Origin of the sequence: Isoptericola sp. NPDC056605, from assembly GCF_042792795.1 — a bacterium.
Lineage (GTDB): Bacteria > Actinomycetota > Actinomycetes > Actinomycetales > Cellulomonadaceae > Isoptericola.
Map to the genome: position 1 here is coordinate 36552 of NZ_JBHTVT010000020.1, position 16740 is coordinate 53291.

Annotated in this window: 15 protein-coding genes; 11 read left to right on the top strand and 4 right to left on the bottom strand. The window is 73.4% G+C overall.

Going from position 1 to position 16740, the window contains the following annotated elements; all coding sequences use genetic code 11:
• The first annotated feature begins 60 nt into the window (after positions 1 to 60).
• The 3 genes from ACFQ8Y_RS17890 (at position 61) to ilvC (ending at position 3565) form a co-directional block, all read left to right on the top strand.
• Positions 61 to 1899 (top strand): acetolactate synthase large subunit, encoded by a 1839-nt coding sequence (locus tag ACFQ8Y_RS17890; RefSeq protein ID WP_430550345.1) that lies wholly within the window; start codon positions 61 to 63, stop codon positions 1897 to 1899.
• Positions 1900 to 1928: 29 nt separating this feature from the next.
• Complete coding sequence (gene ilvN, locus ACFQ8Y_RS17895; RefSeq protein WP_430550344.1) at positions 1929 to 2450, top strand: acetolactate synthase small subunit; 522 nt, start codon at positions 1929 to 1931, stop codon at positions 2448 to 2450.
• 86 nt (positions 2451 to 2536) lie between these two features.
• On the top strand, positions 2537 to 3565 hold the full coding sequence (gene ilvC, locus ACFQ8Y_RS17900; RefSeq protein WP_429763836.1) for a ketol-acid reductoisomerase: 1029 nt from the start codon (positions 2537 to 2539) through the stop codon (positions 3563 to 3565).
• 170 nt (positions 3566 to 3735) lie between these two features.
• On the opposite strand, the gene ACFQ8Y_RS17905 is transcribed toward ilvC, so the two are convergent.
• Positions 3736 to 4170, bottom strand: a complete 435-nt coding sequence (locus ACFQ8Y_RS17905; RefSeq protein WP_430550385.1) for an NUDIX hydrolase — start codon at positions 4168 to 4170, stop codon at positions 3736 to 3738.
• Between the two features lie 27 nt (positions 4171 to 4197).
• Between ACFQ8Y_RS17905 and ACFQ8Y_RS17910 the strand changes: the two genes are divergently transcribed.
• The 5 genes from ACFQ8Y_RS17910 (at position 4198) to ACFQ8Y_RS17930 (ending at position 9439) form a co-directional block, all read left to right on the top strand.
• A complete protein-coding gene (locus tag ACFQ8Y_RS17910) occupies positions 4198 to 4725 on the top strand; it encodes an ASCH domain-containing protein (RefSeq protein ID WP_430564117.1) in 528 nt (175 codons plus the stop codon).
• 74 nt (positions 4726 to 4799) lie between these two features.
• Positions 4800 to 5699, top strand: a complete 900-nt coding sequence (locus tag ACFQ8Y_RS17915) for a macrolide 2'-phosphotransferase (protein ID WP_430586314.1) — start codon at positions 4800 to 4802, stop codon at positions 5697 to 5699.
• Between the two features lie 92 nt (positions 5700 to 5791).
• Complete coding sequence (locus ACFQ8Y_RS17920) at positions 5792 to 6835, top strand: 3-isopropylmalate dehydrogenase (RefSeq protein WP_430586315.1); 1044 nt, start codon at positions 5792 to 5794, stop codon at positions 6833 to 6835.
• Between the two features lie 216 nt (positions 6836 to 7051).
• The gene (locus ACFQ8Y_RS17925) at positions 7052 to 8239 is read left to right on the top strand and encodes a branched-chain amino acid aminotransferase (protein ID WP_430550384.1); all 1188 of its coding nucleotides are present in this window, start codon (positions 7052 to 7054) and stop codon (positions 8237 to 8239) included.
• A 21-nt stretch (positions 8240 to 8260) separates the two neighbouring features.
• Positions 8261 to 9439 carry a winged helix DNA-binding domain-containing protein gene (locus ACFQ8Y_RS17930; protein WP_430586316.1) on the top strand — a complete coding sequence of 393 codons (1179 nt, stop codon included), beginning with the start codon at positions 8261 to 8263 and terminating at the stop codon, positions 9437 to 9439.
• Here ACFQ8Y_RS17930 and ACFQ8Y_RS17935 read toward each other — a convergent pair.
• Complete coding sequence (locus ACFQ8Y_RS17935; RefSeq protein ID WP_430564120.1) at positions 9387 to 9971, bottom strand: DUF6069 family protein; 585 nt, start codon at positions 9969 to 9971, stop codon at positions 9387 to 9389. The two genes, ACFQ8Y_RS17930 and ACFQ8Y_RS17935, sit on opposite strands and share 53 nt — an antisense overlap.
• Positions 9972 to 10257: 286 nt before the next feature.
• Here ACFQ8Y_RS17935 and cimA point away from each other — a divergent pair, with 286 nt between their 5' ends.
• On the top strand, positions 10258 to 11907 hold the full coding sequence (gene cimA, locus ACFQ8Y_RS17940; protein ID WP_430550339.1) for a citramalate synthase: 1650 nt from the start codon (positions 10258 to 10260) through the stop codon (positions 11905 to 11907).
• Between the two features lie 12 nt (positions 11908 to 11919).
• Here cimA and ACFQ8Y_RS17945 read toward each other — a convergent pair whose 3' ends face one another.
• Complete coding sequence (locus ACFQ8Y_RS17945) at positions 11920 to 12807, bottom strand: MurR/RpiR family transcriptional regulator (RefSeq protein WP_430550338.1); 888 nt, start codon at positions 12805 to 12807, stop codon at positions 11920 to 11922.
• The gene (locus ACFQ8Y_RS17950) at positions 12804 to 13844 is read right to left on the bottom strand and encodes an N-acetylglucosamine kinase (RefSeq protein WP_430586317.1); all 1041 of its coding nucleotides are present in this window, start codon (positions 13842 to 13844) and stop codon (positions 12804 to 12806) included. Before ACFQ8Y_RS17950 ends, ACFQ8Y_RS17945 begins: the two co-directional genes overlap by 4 nt.
• A 138-nt stretch (positions 13845 to 13982) precedes the next feature.
• Here ACFQ8Y_RS17950 and ACFQ8Y_RS17955 point away from each other — a divergent pair, with 138 nt between their 5' ends.
• Positions 13983 to 15059, top strand: a complete 1077-nt coding sequence (locus tag ACFQ8Y_RS17955; protein ID WP_430550336.1) for a lipoate--protein ligase family protein — start codon at positions 13983 to 13985, stop codon at positions 15057 to 15059.
• Between the two features lie 372 nt (positions 15060 to 15431).
• Positions 15432 to 16739: a sugar ABC transporter substrate-binding protein gene (locus ACFQ8Y_RS17960; protein WP_430550335.1), complete on the top strand. Its 1308-nt coding sequence runs from the start codon at positions 15432 to 15434 to the stop codon at positions 16737 to 16739.
• The last annotated feature ends 1 nt before the right edge of the window (position 16740 follow it).

Genomic DNA, 16740 nt, shown 5'->3' on the forward strand with positions numbered 1-16740 from the left:
ATTGCAGCGACACCCCTCGCCAGACCCTTCGCCCGCAAGACCGACCGGCAGGAGAGACCGATGGTCCAGCCGAACCCGACCCCCGCCCAGGTGGCCGCCCGCACCGCGTCGCGCAGTGCCGACGGTGCCGCCGGCCGAACCGTGTCCGGTGAGGAGGTCACCGGCGCCGAGTCGATCGTCCGCTCGCTCGAGTCGGTCGGCGTCGAGAACGTCTTCGGCATCCCGGGTGGCGCGATCCTCCCGCTCTACGACCCGCTCATGGACTCGAAGCAGATCCGCCACGTCCTGGTGCGGCACGAGCAGGGCGGCGGGCACGCGGCCCAGGGCTACGCCCACGCGACCGGCAAGGTCGGCGTGACGATGGCGACCTCGGGCCCCGGCGCGACCAACCTCGTGACGCCCATCGCCGACGCGCACATGGACTCCGTCCCGCTGGTCGCGATCACCGGCCAGGTGGCGCAGTCCCTCATCGGTACCGACGGGTTCCAGGAGGCGGACATCGTCGGCATCACGATGCCGATCACCAAGCACTCCTACCTGGTCACCGACCCGGCGGAGATCCCGCGCACGATCGCGGAGGCGTTCCACATCGCGTCGACGGGCCGGCCCGGCCCGGTGCTGGTCGACATCGCGAAGTCCGCCATGCAGGCCACCACCGAGTTCTCCTGGCCGCAGGAGCTGTCGCTGCCCGGCTACCACCCGGTGACCAAGCCGCACGCCAAGCAGATCCGCGAGGCCGCCAAGCTCCTCGCCACCGCCCGCCGCCCGGTGCTGTACGTGGGCGGCGGCGTCGTCCGGTCCGGCGCGTCGGAGGCGCTGCGCCGGCTGGTCGACACCTCGGGCGCGGCCGTCGTCACGACGCTCACCGCCCGCGGCGCGGTGCCGGACAGCCACCCGCAGCACCTGGGCATGCCGGGCATGCACGGCACCGTCCCGGCCGTTGCCGCGCTGCAGAAGGCCGACCTCGTGGTGGCCCTCGGCGCCCGCTTCGACGACCGCGTGACCGGCCGCCTGTCGAGCTTCGCCCCGCACGCCGCCGTCGTGCACGCCGACATCGACCCCGCGGAGATCGGCAAGAACCGCCCGGTGGACGTGCCGATCGTCGGCGACCTGCGCGAGGTCATCGCGGACCTGGTGCCCGCCCTCGAGGCCGAGCACGCCAAGGTGGGCAAGCCCGACCTGGCGGCCTGGTGGCACCAGCTCGACACGTGGCGCGAGACGTACCCGCTGGGCTACTCGCCCACCGACGACGGCCACCTGTCCCCGCAGCACGTGATCTCCCGCCTGGGCGAGCTGGCCGGCCCGGACGCGATCTACGCCGCGGGCGTGGGGCAGCACCAGATGTGGGCGGCGCAGTTCATCCGCTACGAGCGCCCGCGCACCTGGCTGAACTCCGCGGGCCTGGGCACCATGGGCTTCGCGGTCCCCGCCGCGATGGGCGCCAAGGTCGGCGAGCCCGACCGCGAGGTGTGGGCCATCGACGGCGACGGCTGCTTCCAGATGACCAACCAGGAGCTCGCGACCTGCGCGATCAACGACATCCCCATCAAGGTGGCGCTGATCAACAACAGCTCGCTCGGCATGGTGCGGCAGTGGCAGACGCTCTTCTACGACGAGCGCTACTCCAACACCGACCTGCACACCGGGCACGGGACCCGGCGTATTCCGGACTTCGTGAAGCTCGCGGACGCGTACGGCTGCGAGGGCATCCGCGTGGAGCGCGAGGACGAGGTCGACGCCGCGATCAAGCGGGCGCAGGAGATCGACGACCGCCCCGTGGTCATCGACTTCCAGGTCTCGCGCGACGCCATGGTGTGGCCGATGGTCGCCGCCGGGGTGCCGAACGACGACATCCAGTACGCGCGCGGCATCTCGCCCGCGTGGGACCGCGAAGACTGACCGGCCGACGAGCAGAGACGGAGCCACCCATGTCGCGTCACACCCTGTCCGTGCTGGTCGAGAACAAGCCCGGCGTCCTCACCCGCGTCACCGCGCTGTTCGCCCGCCGGGCGTTCAACATCCACTCCCTGGCCGTCGGGCCCACGGAGCACGAGGAGATCTCGCGCATCACCGTGGTGGTCGACGTCGAGGAGCACCCGCTCGAGCACGTGACGAAGCAGCTGAACAAGCTGATCAACGTCATCAAGATCGTCGAGCTCGACCCCGAGTCGTCCGTGCAGCGCGAGCTCCTGCTCGTCAAGGTGCGGGCCGACCAGGCCACCCGCGCGGGGGTGCTCGAGGTCGTCGACCTCTTCCGCGCCCACGTCGTGGACGTCGTCCCCGACACGGTCGTCATCGAGGCGACCGGCACGGCCGCCAAGCTGTCCGCGCTGCTCGCGGCGCTTGAGCCGTACGGCGTCCGCGAGATCGTGAAGTCCGGCACGCTCGCCGTGGGCCGCGGCTCGCGGTCCATCACCGACCGAGCGCTGGAGCGCGTGCGCACGGCCTGACGCCGTTCGCGTACCGTCATCCCCGCGGGTGACCACATACCGACCTGTAGTGACGAACGCAGTACCGAGAACCGAGGAGCATCACCGTGGCTGAGCTGTTCTACGACGACGACGCCGACCTGTCCATCATCCAGCAGCGCAAGGTCGCGGTCATCGGCTACGGCAGCCAGGGCCACGCGCACGCGCTGAACCTGCGCGACTCGGGCGTCGACGTCCGCGTCGGCCTGCGCGAGGGCTCCGGCTCCGCGAAGAAGGCCGAGGACGAGGGCCTGCGCGTGCTGACCGTCGCCGACGCCGTCAAGGAGGCGGACGTCGTCGTCATCCTCGCGCCGGACCAGGTGCAGCGGCACGTGTACCGCGACGAGATCGCCCCGAACCTCAACGAGGGCGCGGCGCTCGTCTTCGGGCACGGCTTCAACATCCGCTTCGGCTACATCAAGCCCGAGGCCGGCCACGACGTGCTCATGGTCGCCCCCAAGGGCCCGGGTCACCTCGTGCGCCGCGAGTACGTCGACGGCCGCGGCGTGCCGGTGATCGTCGCCGTCGAGCAGGACGCGTCGGGCTCCGCCTGGGAGCTGGCCCTGTCGTACGCGAAGGGCATCGGCGGCCTGCGTGCCGGCGGCATCAAGACCACCTTCACCGAGGAGACCGAGACCGACCTGTTCGGCGAGCAGGCCGTGCTGTGCGGCGGTGCCTCGCAGCTGGTCCAGTACGGCTTCGAGACGCTGACCGAGGCGGGCTACCAGCCCGAGGTCGCGTACTTCGAGGTGCTGCACGAGCTGAAGCTGATCGTCGACCTCATGGTCGAGGGCGGCATCGCCAAGCAGCGCTGGTCCGTCTCCGACACGGCCGAGTACGGCGACTACGTCTCCGGCCCGCGCGTCATCGACCCGCGCGTCAAGGAGAACATGAAGGCCGTCCTCGCGGACATCCAGAACGGCGCCTTCGCCGAGCGCTTCATCGCGGACCAGGACGCGGGCGCCCCCGAGTTCACCGCGCTGCGCGAGAAGGGCGAGGCGCACCCGATCGAGACCACCGGCCGCGAGCTCCGGAAGATGTTCTCGTGGATCAAGCCCGCTGACTCCGACTACACGGAGGGCAGCGCCGCTCGCTGACCCACACCGTCAGCAGCGACGCGCGCGGCCGTCGTCCCCCACCCGGGGGCGGCGGCCGCACGTGCGTCCGGACGCCCGCGAGCCCGGGTCGCGTCGAGGTAGTCCGGGTCGTGCCGAGGTAGTCCGGGTCGTGCCGAGGTAGTACGAGGAACGGCGAGGTGGTCCGTCCGTCAGCCGAGCAGGCCCGCCCACCCCCGGACGACGTCGACGAGCTCGACGCGGTCGAGCGCGTCCACGTCGGACAACCGGTGCCACGCGACGTCGTCGGTGGTGCCGTCGGACTCCCTGGTGAGCTCGCCGCCGACGACGTGCGCGCGGTAGACGATGCGGATGCCCTGCAGCGCCACCGCGTGGTCGGTGCCGTCCACGACGACGCGGCCCTCGGGCGGGATCACGATGCTGTCGACGCCGAGCAGGCCGTCGAGCGCGACGTCGTACCCGGTCTCCTCCCGCAGCTCGCGGACGGCTGCGTCCTCCGGGTGCTCGCCGGGGTCGATGCCGCCCCCGGGCATGGTCCAGCCCGACCCCACGTCGCTCGACCAGTGGGGGAGGAGGATGCGGTCGCCCTCGACGACCAGGGCGTATGCGGCGACGCGGGTGTCCATGCTGGTCATCCTGGCAGGATGGACCCCATGAGCGACGACGCGAACCCCGGGCTGGATCCCGAGCAGGCCGACAGCATCACGCAGTTCTGGGACGTCGCGCGCCCGAGCGCCGGCCGCACCAGCCACGGCGGTGCCGTGGGGGAGCGGTCCGAGAACGTGGTGCCGCCGCCGGCCTGGGCGTTCGGGGACTCGTCCGAGCTGGCGGACGAGCTGCTGGGCCTCGTCCTCGACGGCGTGAAGACCGGCACCGCCGCCGCGGTCTGGGAGTACGAGGCCGCCGACGAGCCGCTGCCGCGCAAGGGCGACCTGTCGATCGTGCTCGACGGCGAGGGCGCGCCGCGGCTGCTCATCAGGACCACGCAGGTGGAGACGGTCCCGTTCGACGAGGTCACGGCCGAGCACGCGGCGGCCGAGGGCGAGGGTGACCGGTCGCTGGCCGACTGGCGCGAGGGCCACGAGCGCTACTGGCGCCGCACGCTGCCGCAGATCGGGCGCGAGTTCGACCCGTCGATGCCGGTCGTCTGCGAGCGGTTCAAGGTGCTCTACCGCGCCTGACCCGCGCCCGGCGGATGCCGTGCGCCGCCAGACAGCGCTGGGTCCGGGTGGCGCGAAGATGAGAGCGTGGCCCGATGAGCACGATCGACGACGTCTTCGCCCTGGCCGCCGCACACGGGCTGCACCTGTCACCGGCGGGGGCCACCGTGACCGAGGCGGGCCTGGACTACCGGGTCGTCATGGCCGACGACGCGGACGGGCGCCGCTGGGTGGCGCGTGCGCCGCGCCGGGCGGACGTCTCGGACGGGATGGACGCGGAGGTGCGCATCCTGGACCTGGTCGGCCCGGTGCTGGCCGCCGAGGGCGTCGCGGTCCCCGACTGGCAGGTCCGTTCGGCCGACCTCGTCGCCTACCGGGCGCTTCCGGGGGCTCCGGGCCTGACCCTGACGGACGCCGGCGAGCCGGTGTGGCACATGGACCCCGCGGACGCCGACTACGCGGCCCGGCTGGGCCGCCTCCTGGCGCGCCTGCACTCCATCGCCCCCGAGCAGGCCGGGGAGGCGGGGGTCGAGGTCCGCACGCCGGCGCAGGTCCGGCAGGCGTGGGCCGACGACGTCGCGAGGGTCCTCGAGGCGTTCCCGGTCGCCCCTGAGCTCGCCGAGGCCTGGCGCGAGTGGCTGGCCGACGACTCCTGCTGGCCGGAGCGGACGGTGATGACGCACGGGGAGATCTATCCCGCCCACGTCCTGCTCGCCGACGACGGCGCGATCACGGGCGTGCTGGACTGGACGACCGCGCGCGTGGACGACCCGGCCCGGGACCTGGCGGCGCAGTTCGGCGCCGCGGGCGAGGAGCTGCTGCACGCCGCCCTGGACGCCTACGCGGCCGCGGGCGGGTCGCTGCACCCGGGTCTGGCCGCTCAGGCGAAGCACTTGTGGGACGCCTCGCCGATCGCGTACGCGCTCTACGCCCTGACCACCGGGGCCGAGAGCGACCGGGCGGCGGCGGTCGCGATGCTGAACCCGGAGGCCTGACCGATGCCGTCGCCCCAGGTGGTGGCTACGGACGATGTCTGACATATGAGATCTCCGTCCGCATCATGATCGAGGGGGCTTAGGCTCGGCCCATGACGCGGAGCATCGACCTGGCAGTGGTGGCCGGCGACGGCATCGGCACGGAAGTCGTGGAGCAGGGCCTGGCGGTCCTCGAGGCGGCCGTGGCCGGCTCGGACGTGAAGATCTCCACCACCGAGTTCGACCTGGGCGCGCGCCGCTGGCACGCGACGGGCGAGACGCTCACCAATGCCGACCTCGAGGCCATCAAGCAGCACGACGCGATCCTGCTCGGCGCCATCGGCGACCCGAGCGTGCCGTCGGGCGTCCTCGAGCGCGGCCTCCTGCTCAAGCTCCGCTTCTCGCTGGACCACTACGTGAACCTGCGCCCGGGCAAGCTGTACCCCGGCGTGACGAGCCCCCTGGCGAACCCCGGCGACGTCGACTTCGTCGTCGTGCGCGAGGGCACCGAGGGACCGTACGTGGGCAACGGCGGCGCGCTGCGCGTCGGCACCCCGCACGAGATCGCGACCGAGGTGTCCGTCAACACGGCCTTCGGCGTGGAGCGTGTCGTGCGCGACGCCTTCGCCCGGGCCCAGGCCCGCCCGCGCAAGCACCTCACGCTGGTGCACAAGCACAACGTGCTGGTCCACGCCGGGCACCTGTGGCGCCGCACCGTCGAGGCGGTCAACGCGGAGTTCCCCGACGTCACCACGGACTACCTGCACGTGGACGCCGCCACGATCTTCCTCACGACGAACCCGTCGCGGTTCGACGTGATCGTCACCGACAACCTGTTCGGCGACATCCTCACGGACCAGGCCGCCGCCATCACCGGCGGCATCGGCCTGGCCGCGTCGGCGAACATCAACCCCGACCGCACCGCGCCGTCCATGTTCGAGCCGGTGCACGGCTCCGCGCCGGACATCGCGGGCCAGGGCAAGGCCGACCCGACCGCCACCGTGCTGTCGGTGTCCCTGCTGCTCGACCACCTCGGACTCGCCGAGGAGAGCAAGCGGGTGGAGGCGGCCGTCGCGGCCGACCTCGTCGAGCGCGGCGACCGAGTACGCACGACGGCCGAGGTCGGGCGCGACCTCGCCGCACGCGTCAACGGCTGACGACAGCCTCACCGTCGTCGCCGGACGGCGCGGCGCCACCCGCGCCGCGCCGTCGGACGTGTCGTCCGAGCCACCGCCCGCCCCGGCCGTCATCCCCCCTGTCGATCACCCGACGTCCCATTCCGTCCGGGTGACCGCTGTGGTCGGAGCGACGCCGGTGCCCACGAGGTGCACGGTCGTGGAAAACTACAGGGGTCACCCGGTGAAAGGCCCCCGATCATGACCACATCCAGCACCTCTCCGTCCGCCGCCGGCGCTGCGTCGAGCACCGCCTCGACCACCGGCACGCCGGGCATCCTCCCGGCCGAGCTCGAGGACCTCGTCGCCCTGTTCGACGTGCGCGCCACGGACAGCCCCACCCCGGACGCCGACCGTGAGGCCGCGCTGCGGTCCCCGAAGTTCGGCACCGTGTTCACCGACCACATGGCGCGCATCAGCTGGCGCCGGGGCGACGGCTGGCTCGACCGGCGCGTCGAGAAGTACGGCCCGTTGCAGCTCGACCCGGCGACCGCCGTCCTGCACTACGCGCAGGAGATCTTCGAAGGGATGAAGGCGTACCGGCACGCGGACGGCTCCGTCTGGACCTTCCGCCCGGACGCCAACGCGGCGCGGTTCGCGCGCTCGGCGCACCGCCTGGCGCTGCCCGCTCTGCCGGTGGACGACTTCATCGGCTCCATCGCGGCGCTCGTGCGCACCGACATCGACTGGGTGCCCTCCGGCGAGGACTTCAGCCTCTACCTGCGGCCCTTCACGTTCGCGTCGGAGGCGTTCCTCGGGGTGCGTCCCACGAACGAGGCCGAGTACCTCGTCATCGCCTCGCCCGTCGGCCCGTACTTCGCGGGCGGCGTGAAGCCGGTGTCGATCTGGATCGACGAGCACTATCACCGCTCCGGGCCCGGGGGGACGGGCGACGCGAAGTACGGCGGCAACTACGCGGCGAGCCTGCTGCCGCAGCAGCTCGCGGCCGAGAAGGGCTTCGACCAGGTCTGCTATCTCGACGCGACGACCAACACCGCGCTCGAGGAGCTCGGCGGCATGAACGTCTTCGTGGTCATGGCGGACGGCTCGGTGCACACGCCGGAGCTCACCGGCTCGTTCCTCGAGGGCGTGACGCGCTCCTCCATCCTGCAGCTCGCCGCGGACCGCGGGCACCAGGCGGTCGAGCGTCGTCTCCCGCTCGCCGAGGTCGTCGCCGGGCTCCGGGACGGTACCGTGCGCGAGATCTTCGCCTGCGGCACGGCGGCCGTCATCACGCCCGTCGGCCGTCTCGCGGGCGACGAGTTCGACGTGCAGGTCTCCGGCGGGGAGCCGGGCGAGCTCACCATGGCGATCCGCGACGAGCTCACCGACATCCAGTACGGCCGGGCCGCGGACCGGCACGGCTGGATGCGCCGGCTCGCCTGACGGAGGGAGGCCCGTCGCCAGATGGTCACCCCGATCACGGCCGACGAGCTCAACCGGACCACGCTCGCGCGCCAGCAGCTGCTCACCCGCTCCGACGACGACGTCCCCGCCGTCGTCGGGCGGGTGTGCGGCCTGCAGGCGCAGCACGCCGACATGCCGTACGTCGCGCTGTGGGCGCGGCGGGCCGGGCAGACCGTCGGCGCTCTCGAGGAGGCCCTCACCGGCGGCGAGGTCGTCAAGGCGACCGTCATGCGCTCCACCCTGCACGTGGTGCCGAGCGTCGACTGGCCGCTGCTCGACGCCGTCTCCGCGGAGCAGCGGCTGGCGGCGTGGCGCGCGAGCGCCCGGCGGGCGGGCGTCGACCTCGTGGGCCTCAACGCCGCCGTGCGCGGGTTCTGCGCCGAGCCGCGCACGCTCGACGAGGTGGAGGAGTTCGCCGGCGAGCAGTACCCGGGCGTCGACGCCGTCGCGGCGATCCCCGGGGGCGTGAGCCGTGCGTGGTGGCGGCTCGCGAGCGCGGGCGGCGGCCTCGTGCACGTGCCGCCGAGCGGCCTGTGGGGCTCCCACGTCGCGGCGCGCTACCAGGACGGGTCGCGGTGGCTCGCCGACCGCGTGCCGCACCCGTTGCCCACGCTCCCTCCGGACGAGGCGCGGGCCCGCGCCGTCGAGAAGTACCTGCGAGCCTTCGGCCCGGCGTCCCCGCGCGACGTCGCACGGGGCGTCGGCGTCCGCGGCGTCGGGGCGCTGAAGCGTGCGCTCGCGCTCCTGGAGCTGCGGCCGTACGCCGCGCCCGACGGTCGCGAGCTCGTCGACCTGGCCGACGCGGACCTCGTCCCGGCGGACGCGCCGGCCCCGGTGCGGCTGCTGCCGCGCTGGGACCAGCTGCTGGTGGCGCTCGACGAGCGGTCCCGGATCGTCGACCCCGAGCACGCGGGGCTCGTCTACCGGCGCAACGCCGACGTGCTCCCCACCCTCTGGGTGGACGGCCGCGTCGCCGGGACGTGGACCCTGGACGTGGACGCACGCCGCGCCACCGTGCACCTCGAGCCCTTCACCGGCGACGCCTGGGCGCACCACCGGTCCGAGCTGGAGGAGGAGGCCGCCTCGCTGCTCGACCTCGCCGCGCCCGACGCGCCCGAGCGCGAGGTCACCTGGTCGGCCGAGCCGGCCGCACGAGAGTCCGGCCGAGCACGCCGTTGAGCATCGCCGAGACGGCGATGCCGACGACGATCCACACGAGGGCGGTCACGACCGCCGAGGCGCCGTCGCCCGAACCGGTGAACGCGAGGGCGGCGAGGATCACGGTGACCAGCGCGACCAGCCAGCCGAAGAACATCCGCGGTCGCGGCACGACCCGCACGAGCAGCTGGAGCACCACGGCCGCGAGCAGGGCGAACAGGGCGCCGGTCAGCGCCCACGCGAGCCCGGGGGCGTCCGGGACGAGGCGGGAGGGGCCGAGCAGCCCGACGTCGAACGCGCTGTCGAAGACGACGGACGCCGCGAGCCCCAGGACGGCGCAGACCACCACGGTCACGGCGGCGCCGGACCAGAAGCGGCCCCGGTCCAGCTCCAGCAGCCCGCGCGACGCCGGGGCCGGGGCGTCCCAGGCGTCCGCGGGCTCCGCCGTCGGCACCACGGACGGGGGCGGGGTGATGCCGCCTGGACTCACATCGCCCGGAGTCACCCCGGGCGTCGGGCCGGTCGGGCCGCCTGGTGGGCGCGTGTCGGTCATCGGTACTGCCTCCTGACCTCGGTGACGAGTGCCAGCCGACCACACCCCGGGTCAGGTCGCACGGGCGGGCCGTCCGGTGCCAGCCGTGGACGCCCTGTCCGGCCGGGGGGCGGGTGTGGCACCATGTGGCCCATGACACGCCTCGCGCACCTGCGTCGCTCGCTCATCATTCGGTAGCGCGTCCGGCACACCCGCCGGACGCGCAGACCTTCCGTACCCCGGGGGGTCTTTTTTGTTGACCAGAACGCCCAGAGCTTCTCGATGCTTCTCGATGTGGGAGTCCCGCATGACCGCCACCCCGTTCCACGTGTACGACACCACCCTGCGCGACGGTGCGCAGCAGGAGGGCATGAACCTCTCCGTGGCGGACAAGCTGGCCATCGCGCCGCTGCTGGACGAGCTGGGCGTCGGCTTCATCGAGGGCGGCTGGCCGGGGGCGGTGCCCAAGGACACGGAGTTCTTCCGGCGCGCGGCCAAGGAGCTCGACCTGAGGAACGCGGTGCTCGCGGCGTTCGGGGCCACCCGCAAGGCGGGCACCCGCGCGTGGGACGACCCGCAGGTGCGCGCCCTGCTCGACTCCGAGGCGCCGGTCGTCACGCTGGTCGCCAAGTCGGACGTGCGGCACGTGGAGCGCGCGCTGCGCACCACGCCCGACGAGGGCCTGGCGATGATCGCCGACACCGTGGCGTTCCTGGTGGGCGAGGGGCGCCGCGTCGTGGTGGACGCCGAGCACTTCTTCGACGGCTACCGGTTCGACCCGGCGTACTCCCTGGCCGCGGCGCAGGCGGCGTTCGAAGCGGGCGCCGAGGTGGTCACGCTGTGCGACACCAACGGCGGCATGCTGCCGCACTGGGTGACCGACGTCGTGAGCGAGGTGCGCGAGTCCCTGGGGCTGCCGCACGGGCGCGACGCCGTCGCGGGGGACCGGCTGCTCGGCATGCACGCCCACAACGACTCGGGCTGCGCGGTCGCGAACACGCTCGCCGCCGTGGCCGCCGGCGCATGGCACGTGCAGGGCACCGTGAACGGCTACGGCGAGCGCACCGGCAACGTCGACCTCGTCACCGTCGTCGCGAACCTCGAGCTCAAGCACGGCCTGCGCACCCTCGTCGGAGGCGGCCTCGAGGACGCGACGCGCATCGCGCACGCCGTCGCCGAGATCACCAACATCTCCCCGTACGCGCGCCAGCCGTACGTCGGGGCCAGCGCGTTCGCCCACAAGGCGGGCCTGCACGCGAGCGCGATCAAGGTCGACCCGGACCTCTACCAGCACATCGACCCCACCGCGGTCGGCAACGACATGCGCATGCTCGTGTCGGACATGGCCGGGCGCGCGTCCATCGAGCTCAAGGGCCGCGAGCTGGGCTACGACCTCAGCGGTCAGGGCGAGCTGCTCACCCGCGTCACGACGCGGGTCAAGGACGCCGAGGCGCAGGGCTACACCTTCGACGCCGCCGACGCCTCCTTCGAGCTGCTGCTGCGCGAGGAGCTCACCGGGACCCGGCAGACGTACTTCCGGGTCGAGAGCTGGCGGACCATCGTCGAGACGGTCGCCGGCGGTCCCGGCCACGACGCGTCGAGCCGCGAGGCCGACGCCGTCGCGGAGGCGACGGTGAAGCTGCACGCCGGCGGGGAGCGCGTCGTCGCGACGGGCGAGGGCAACGGGCCCGTGAACGCCCTCGACCAGGCGCTGCGCAGCGCACTCACCCGCGTGTACCCGCAGATCGAGAAGTTCGAGCTCATCGACTTCAAGGTGCGCATCCTCGATGCCCAGCAGGGCACCGACGCCACCACGCGGGTGCTGGTCGAGACCACGGACGGGCAGCACTCGTGGTCCACGGTGGGCGTGGGCCCGAACGTCATCGAGGCGGCGTGGGAGTCGCTCATCGACGCGTACGTCTACGGCCTCCTGCACGCGGGCGTCGAGCCGCGCTGAGGCGCCGCACCGTCAGCGCGCGCCGCGGCTGCCGTTGGTCAGGCGGTGCGGCCGGACCGCCTCGTACGTCGCCTTGAGGGCGGCGGTGGTGCGGTCGTAGCGACGCTGCGCCACGCGGACGAAGAGGAAGTCGACGACGGCGAGCTGGGCGATGCGGCTCGACATCGCCCCCGAGCGGAACTGGGTCTCGCGCGCCGTCGTCGCCAGCACGACGTCGGCGAGCTCCGCCAGGGGGGACGCCGGGAAGTTCGTGACGGCCACGGTGGTGGCGCCCGCGTCGCGGGCCAGCGTCAGCGCCTGCACGGTCTCCACGGTGGTGCCCGTGTGCGAGACGGCGACGGCGACGCAGCCCTCGCCCAGCAGGGCCGCCGACTGGAGCTGGCCGTGCAGGTCCACGGGGGCGAAGCAGGCGATCCCGATGCGGGTGAGCTTCTGGCCGAGGTCCTGCGCCGTGAGGCCGCTGGACCCCACGCCGTAGACGTCGACGCGCGGGGCGGACGCCACGGCGTCGACGGCGTGCTCCAGCGCGTCGAGGTCGAGCATGCGCGCCGTCTCCTCGATCGTCCGCGCCTCGTGGAACGCGATCTTCGACACGACGTCGGTGGCGGTGTCGGTCCGGTTGATCTCGCCCTCGGCGATGCCGGAGCGCTCCAGCTCGACGGCGCGCCGGCTCGTGGCCTGCGCGAGGTCGATGCGGAACTCGGGGTACCCGGCGTAGCCGACGGCCCGGCAGAACCGGACGACCGTCGCCTGCGACGTCCCGGCGCGGGCGGCGAGCTCGGTGATGGTGGCGCCGACGACGCCGGGCGGGTCGTCGAGCACGACCGCGGCGATCCGCGCCTCCGCGGGGCGCAGCGTGGGCAGCGCCTGGCGGAGCCGGACGAGGACGTCACCGTTCATGCGCGGATCTCCTTCCCGGCAGGCGCCGGAGACGGGTGGGTGCTGGCTCGGACCGTGAGCCAGGTGTCGTGGGGTTCCACGAGCTCGCCGTCGCGAGGGTCGACGAGGGAACGGGCGAGGCGCAGCGCGCCGTCGATCGGGCTCCCGTCGGCGGGGACGAGCCGCACGTCGGGGCGCAGGGCGGACAGCCGGGCCTTGAGGGGCGTGGTGACGGGCGCGCCGATCTGCAGGACGCCGCCGGTGACGGCCGCGAGCGGTGGGATCCCGGGGCGCAGCGCGGCGGCGACGCTCTCCGCGAGGTGGGTCCCGGCGTCGTGCAGGATGCCGTTCGCGACGAGGTCGCCCGCCGCGGCGGCGTCGGCGACGGCCGGGGTGAAGGAGGCGAGGACGTGCGCGCGGTCGGGGCGCCCGTACAGGGCGGCGGGCCAGCCCTCGACGGGGCCGAAGCGCTCGAGCGCGGCGGCGAGCAGCGTGGGGGAGGCCGGCCCGGGGCGCCCGTCGTGGGTGGCGACGGCGGCCCGCAGGCCGTGGGCTCCGATCCACGAGCCGGAGCCGAGGTCGCCGAGCAGGTGCCCCCAGCCGTCCGCGCGGTGCCACCGGCGCCGCAGGTCGGTGGCGAGGACGATGGCGCCGGTGCCGACGGCGGCGACGGCACCGGGGCGACCGCCGAGGGCGCCGAGGTGGGCGGCGAGCGCGTCCGCGGCGACCGCCGTGACGGAGGCGCCCGCGGCGTGCAGCACGTCGTGCAGCGCGCCGGGGTCGGGGACGAGCGAGGGGAGCCCGGTGACCGACACGGCGGCCGCGGCGACGCGCAGCCCGGGCCGGCGACCGGCGAGGGTGTCCACCAGCTCGGCCACGACGTCGGCGGCGTCGCTCCCGGCGGTGGTGATGCGGACCGGGCGCCCGCTGAGCGTGATCGCGGTGCCCCCGGTGCCGCCGGGGCCGTGCACGGGCGTGGCGACGAGGCGGGCGCCGCTGCCGCCGACGTCCACGGCGACGACGTGCTCGGGCGCGAGGGGGACGTCGGGGCCGGTCACGGGACCCAGTGTGGCAGCGATTTTCTCTGGTTGGGCGCCTCACAAAAAGAATCTCGCCCGAGCCGTCGGCGGACCCTGCGCGCCAGGGTGTGACCGACGCCGCCTCCGCGACGGCCGCTGCGCGGCTACCGTGGAGACGTGCATGGTGAGTACAAGGTTCCCGGTGGCAAGCTCGTGACGGTCGACCTCGACGTGCGCGACGGGTTGCTCGCCGACGTCAGGCTCAGCGGCGACTTCTTCCTCGAGCCCGACGACGCCCTCGAGGTCATCGACGCCACCCTCACCGGGCTGCCGCGCGAGACGTCCACGAGCGAGCTCGCGCGGGCCGTCGACGACGGGCTGCGCATCGCCGAGCAGGACGGCCGTGTGGCGGGCACCGTGACGATGATCGGCTTCGACGCGTGGGCGGTCGCGGTCGCGGTCCGCCGCGCGCTCGGCCTGGCCACCACCTGGGACGACCACACGTTCGAGGTGCTGCGCCCCGGCCCGCTGCCCCCGGCGACCCTCGCCGCCCTGGACCAGGTGCTCACCGAGGAGCTGGCCGAGGGGCGTCGCGGTCCCACGCTGCGGTTCTGGGACTGGAACGAGCGCGCCGTCTTCATCGGCTCGTTCCAGTCGCTGCGCAACGAGGTGGACCCGGCGGGCGTGCGCGAGCACGACGTCACGGTGGTGCGTCGTATCTCCGGCGGCGGCGCCATGTTCATGGAGGCCGGCAACTGCGTGACGTTCTCGCTGGTCGTGCCGGCGTCGCTCGTCGACGGCCTGTCGTTCGAGCAGTCGTACGCGTTCCTCGACTCGTGGGTGCTGGGCGCGCTGCACGACGTCGGCGTCGAGGCCTACTTCTCCGGCATGAACGACGTCGCGTCGCCCGGGGGCAAGCTCGCGGGCTCGGCGCAGAAGCGGCTGGCGGGCGGCGCGGTGCTGCACCACATGACGATGGCGTACGACATCGACAACGCGAAGATGCTCGAGGTGCTGCGCATCGGCCGCGAGAAGCTCTCCGACAAGGGCACCACCAGCGCCAACAAGCGGGTGGACCCCCTGCGCTCGCAGACCGGCATGTCGCGCGACGAGATCGTCGACGCGTTCGAGGCGCACTTCAGGGCCCACCACCGGACGGTGGGCTCCGAGCTGCGACCCGACGAGCTGGCGCGGGCCGAGGAGCTGGTCCGGACGAAGTTCGCCGACCCGGCCTGGATCAACCGAGTGCCCTGAGCGACCCCGCGGGCACCCCCGCGCACCGCCCCCGCACCGACCGCGACGCGCCGACGAGGTCACCGTCCCGTCACGAATTGGTGCGGGGGCTTTCGTTATCCGCGTTCGGTCAGTAATCTCCCTCACAGCGCGATGCTCGGGAACTTCCTTTCAGGGCCGGGGTGTCGCCCGCACGACAGCGATCACCACAGCGATCACCTCAGGATCAGCACAGCGATCAGCAAGGCAGCGAGACGACGACGTCACGCCGGACGACGAGGACGTCGGCAGGACATGACCGCGAGAACGGCGCGCGACCGCGACAACGGCGGCGCCGCGCACCACGGAGGGCGGCCCAGCGGCCGCCGGGGGAGGACGACGATGCGTCGAGACATGTGGACCCGCAGGAACGTGGGGGCCGTGGCCACCGCGGCGCTGGTGGCGCTCGGCGTCGCCGCGTGCGGCAGCGGCGGCGGCTCCGGCGACGGGGGCGGGGACGGGACGGTCGACGGCGAGGGCAAGACCCTCGACGTCTGGATCATGCAGGGCACGAACCCCAGCGCCGACGCCTTCTTCGACGAGGTCGGCACCGCGTTCAAGGAGGAGACGGGCGCGGAGCTGAACGTCGAGTTCGTCGAGTGGGCGGACGCCCACGACCGCTTCGTCACCTCGATCGCGGGCGCCACCACGCCCGACGTGGCGGAGACCGGCACCACCTGGACGCCGGAGTTCGCCGACGCCGGCGCGCTCGCGCCGCTGGACGACTACGTGGCGGAGGCCGGCCTGGGCGACGACCTGGTGGACGGCCTCGTCGAGGCGGGCACGTACGACGGACAGCTGTACGGCATGCCCTGGTACGCCGGCGTCCGCTCGCTCGTGTACAACACGGAGATCTTCGAGGAGGCCGGCGTCGAGCCGCCCACGACCTGGGCGGAGATCGAGTCGGCGGCCAAGGCCATCAAGGAGAAGTTCCCGAAGAAGACCGCGATCGCGGTGCCGGGCGACGCCGAGTTCACGGTGTACCCGTGGGTGTGGGGCGCCGGCGGCGACGTCGCGACGCTCGACGGCGACACCTGGACGTCGGGGCTCGACAGCCCCGAGTCGCAGGAGGGCCTGAGCTTCTGGACCGGGCTCGCCGCGGACGGCTACTCGTCGGCAGGCGCCACCACCTGGCGCGAGACCGACGTGCTCGACGCCTTCGCCCAGGGCGACGTCGGCATGGCGATCATGGGCTCCTGGACGCCCGGCGCCATCGTCGAGGCGAACAAGGACATGGACGGCAAGTTCGCCGCCGTCCCGATCCCCGGCAAGGACGGCGGGATGTCGCCGTCGGTGCTCGGCGGCTCGCACCTGTCCGTGTTCGAGACGGCCGAGGACAAGGACCTGGCGTTCGCGTTCGTGGAGCTCATGACGACCGGTGAGTTCGCCACGAAGTGGGGCGAGCAGGCCGGCTACTTCCCGGGGCAGAAGTCGCTCCTGGACGAGACGCTGAAGAGCACCGACCCGCTCGTGGCCCCGTTCGCGCAGCAGTTCGTCGAGGGCGGCGCGTCCGTGCCGGTGTCGCCGAACTTCGGGGCCGTGCAGGCCAAGCTCACGACGAGCACGATGATGCAGTCGATCCTCTCCGGGAGCGAGGACGTCCCGACCGCCAGCAAGAAGGCGGCCGAGGAGATGACGTCGCTGCTCAACGGTGGCAGCTGAC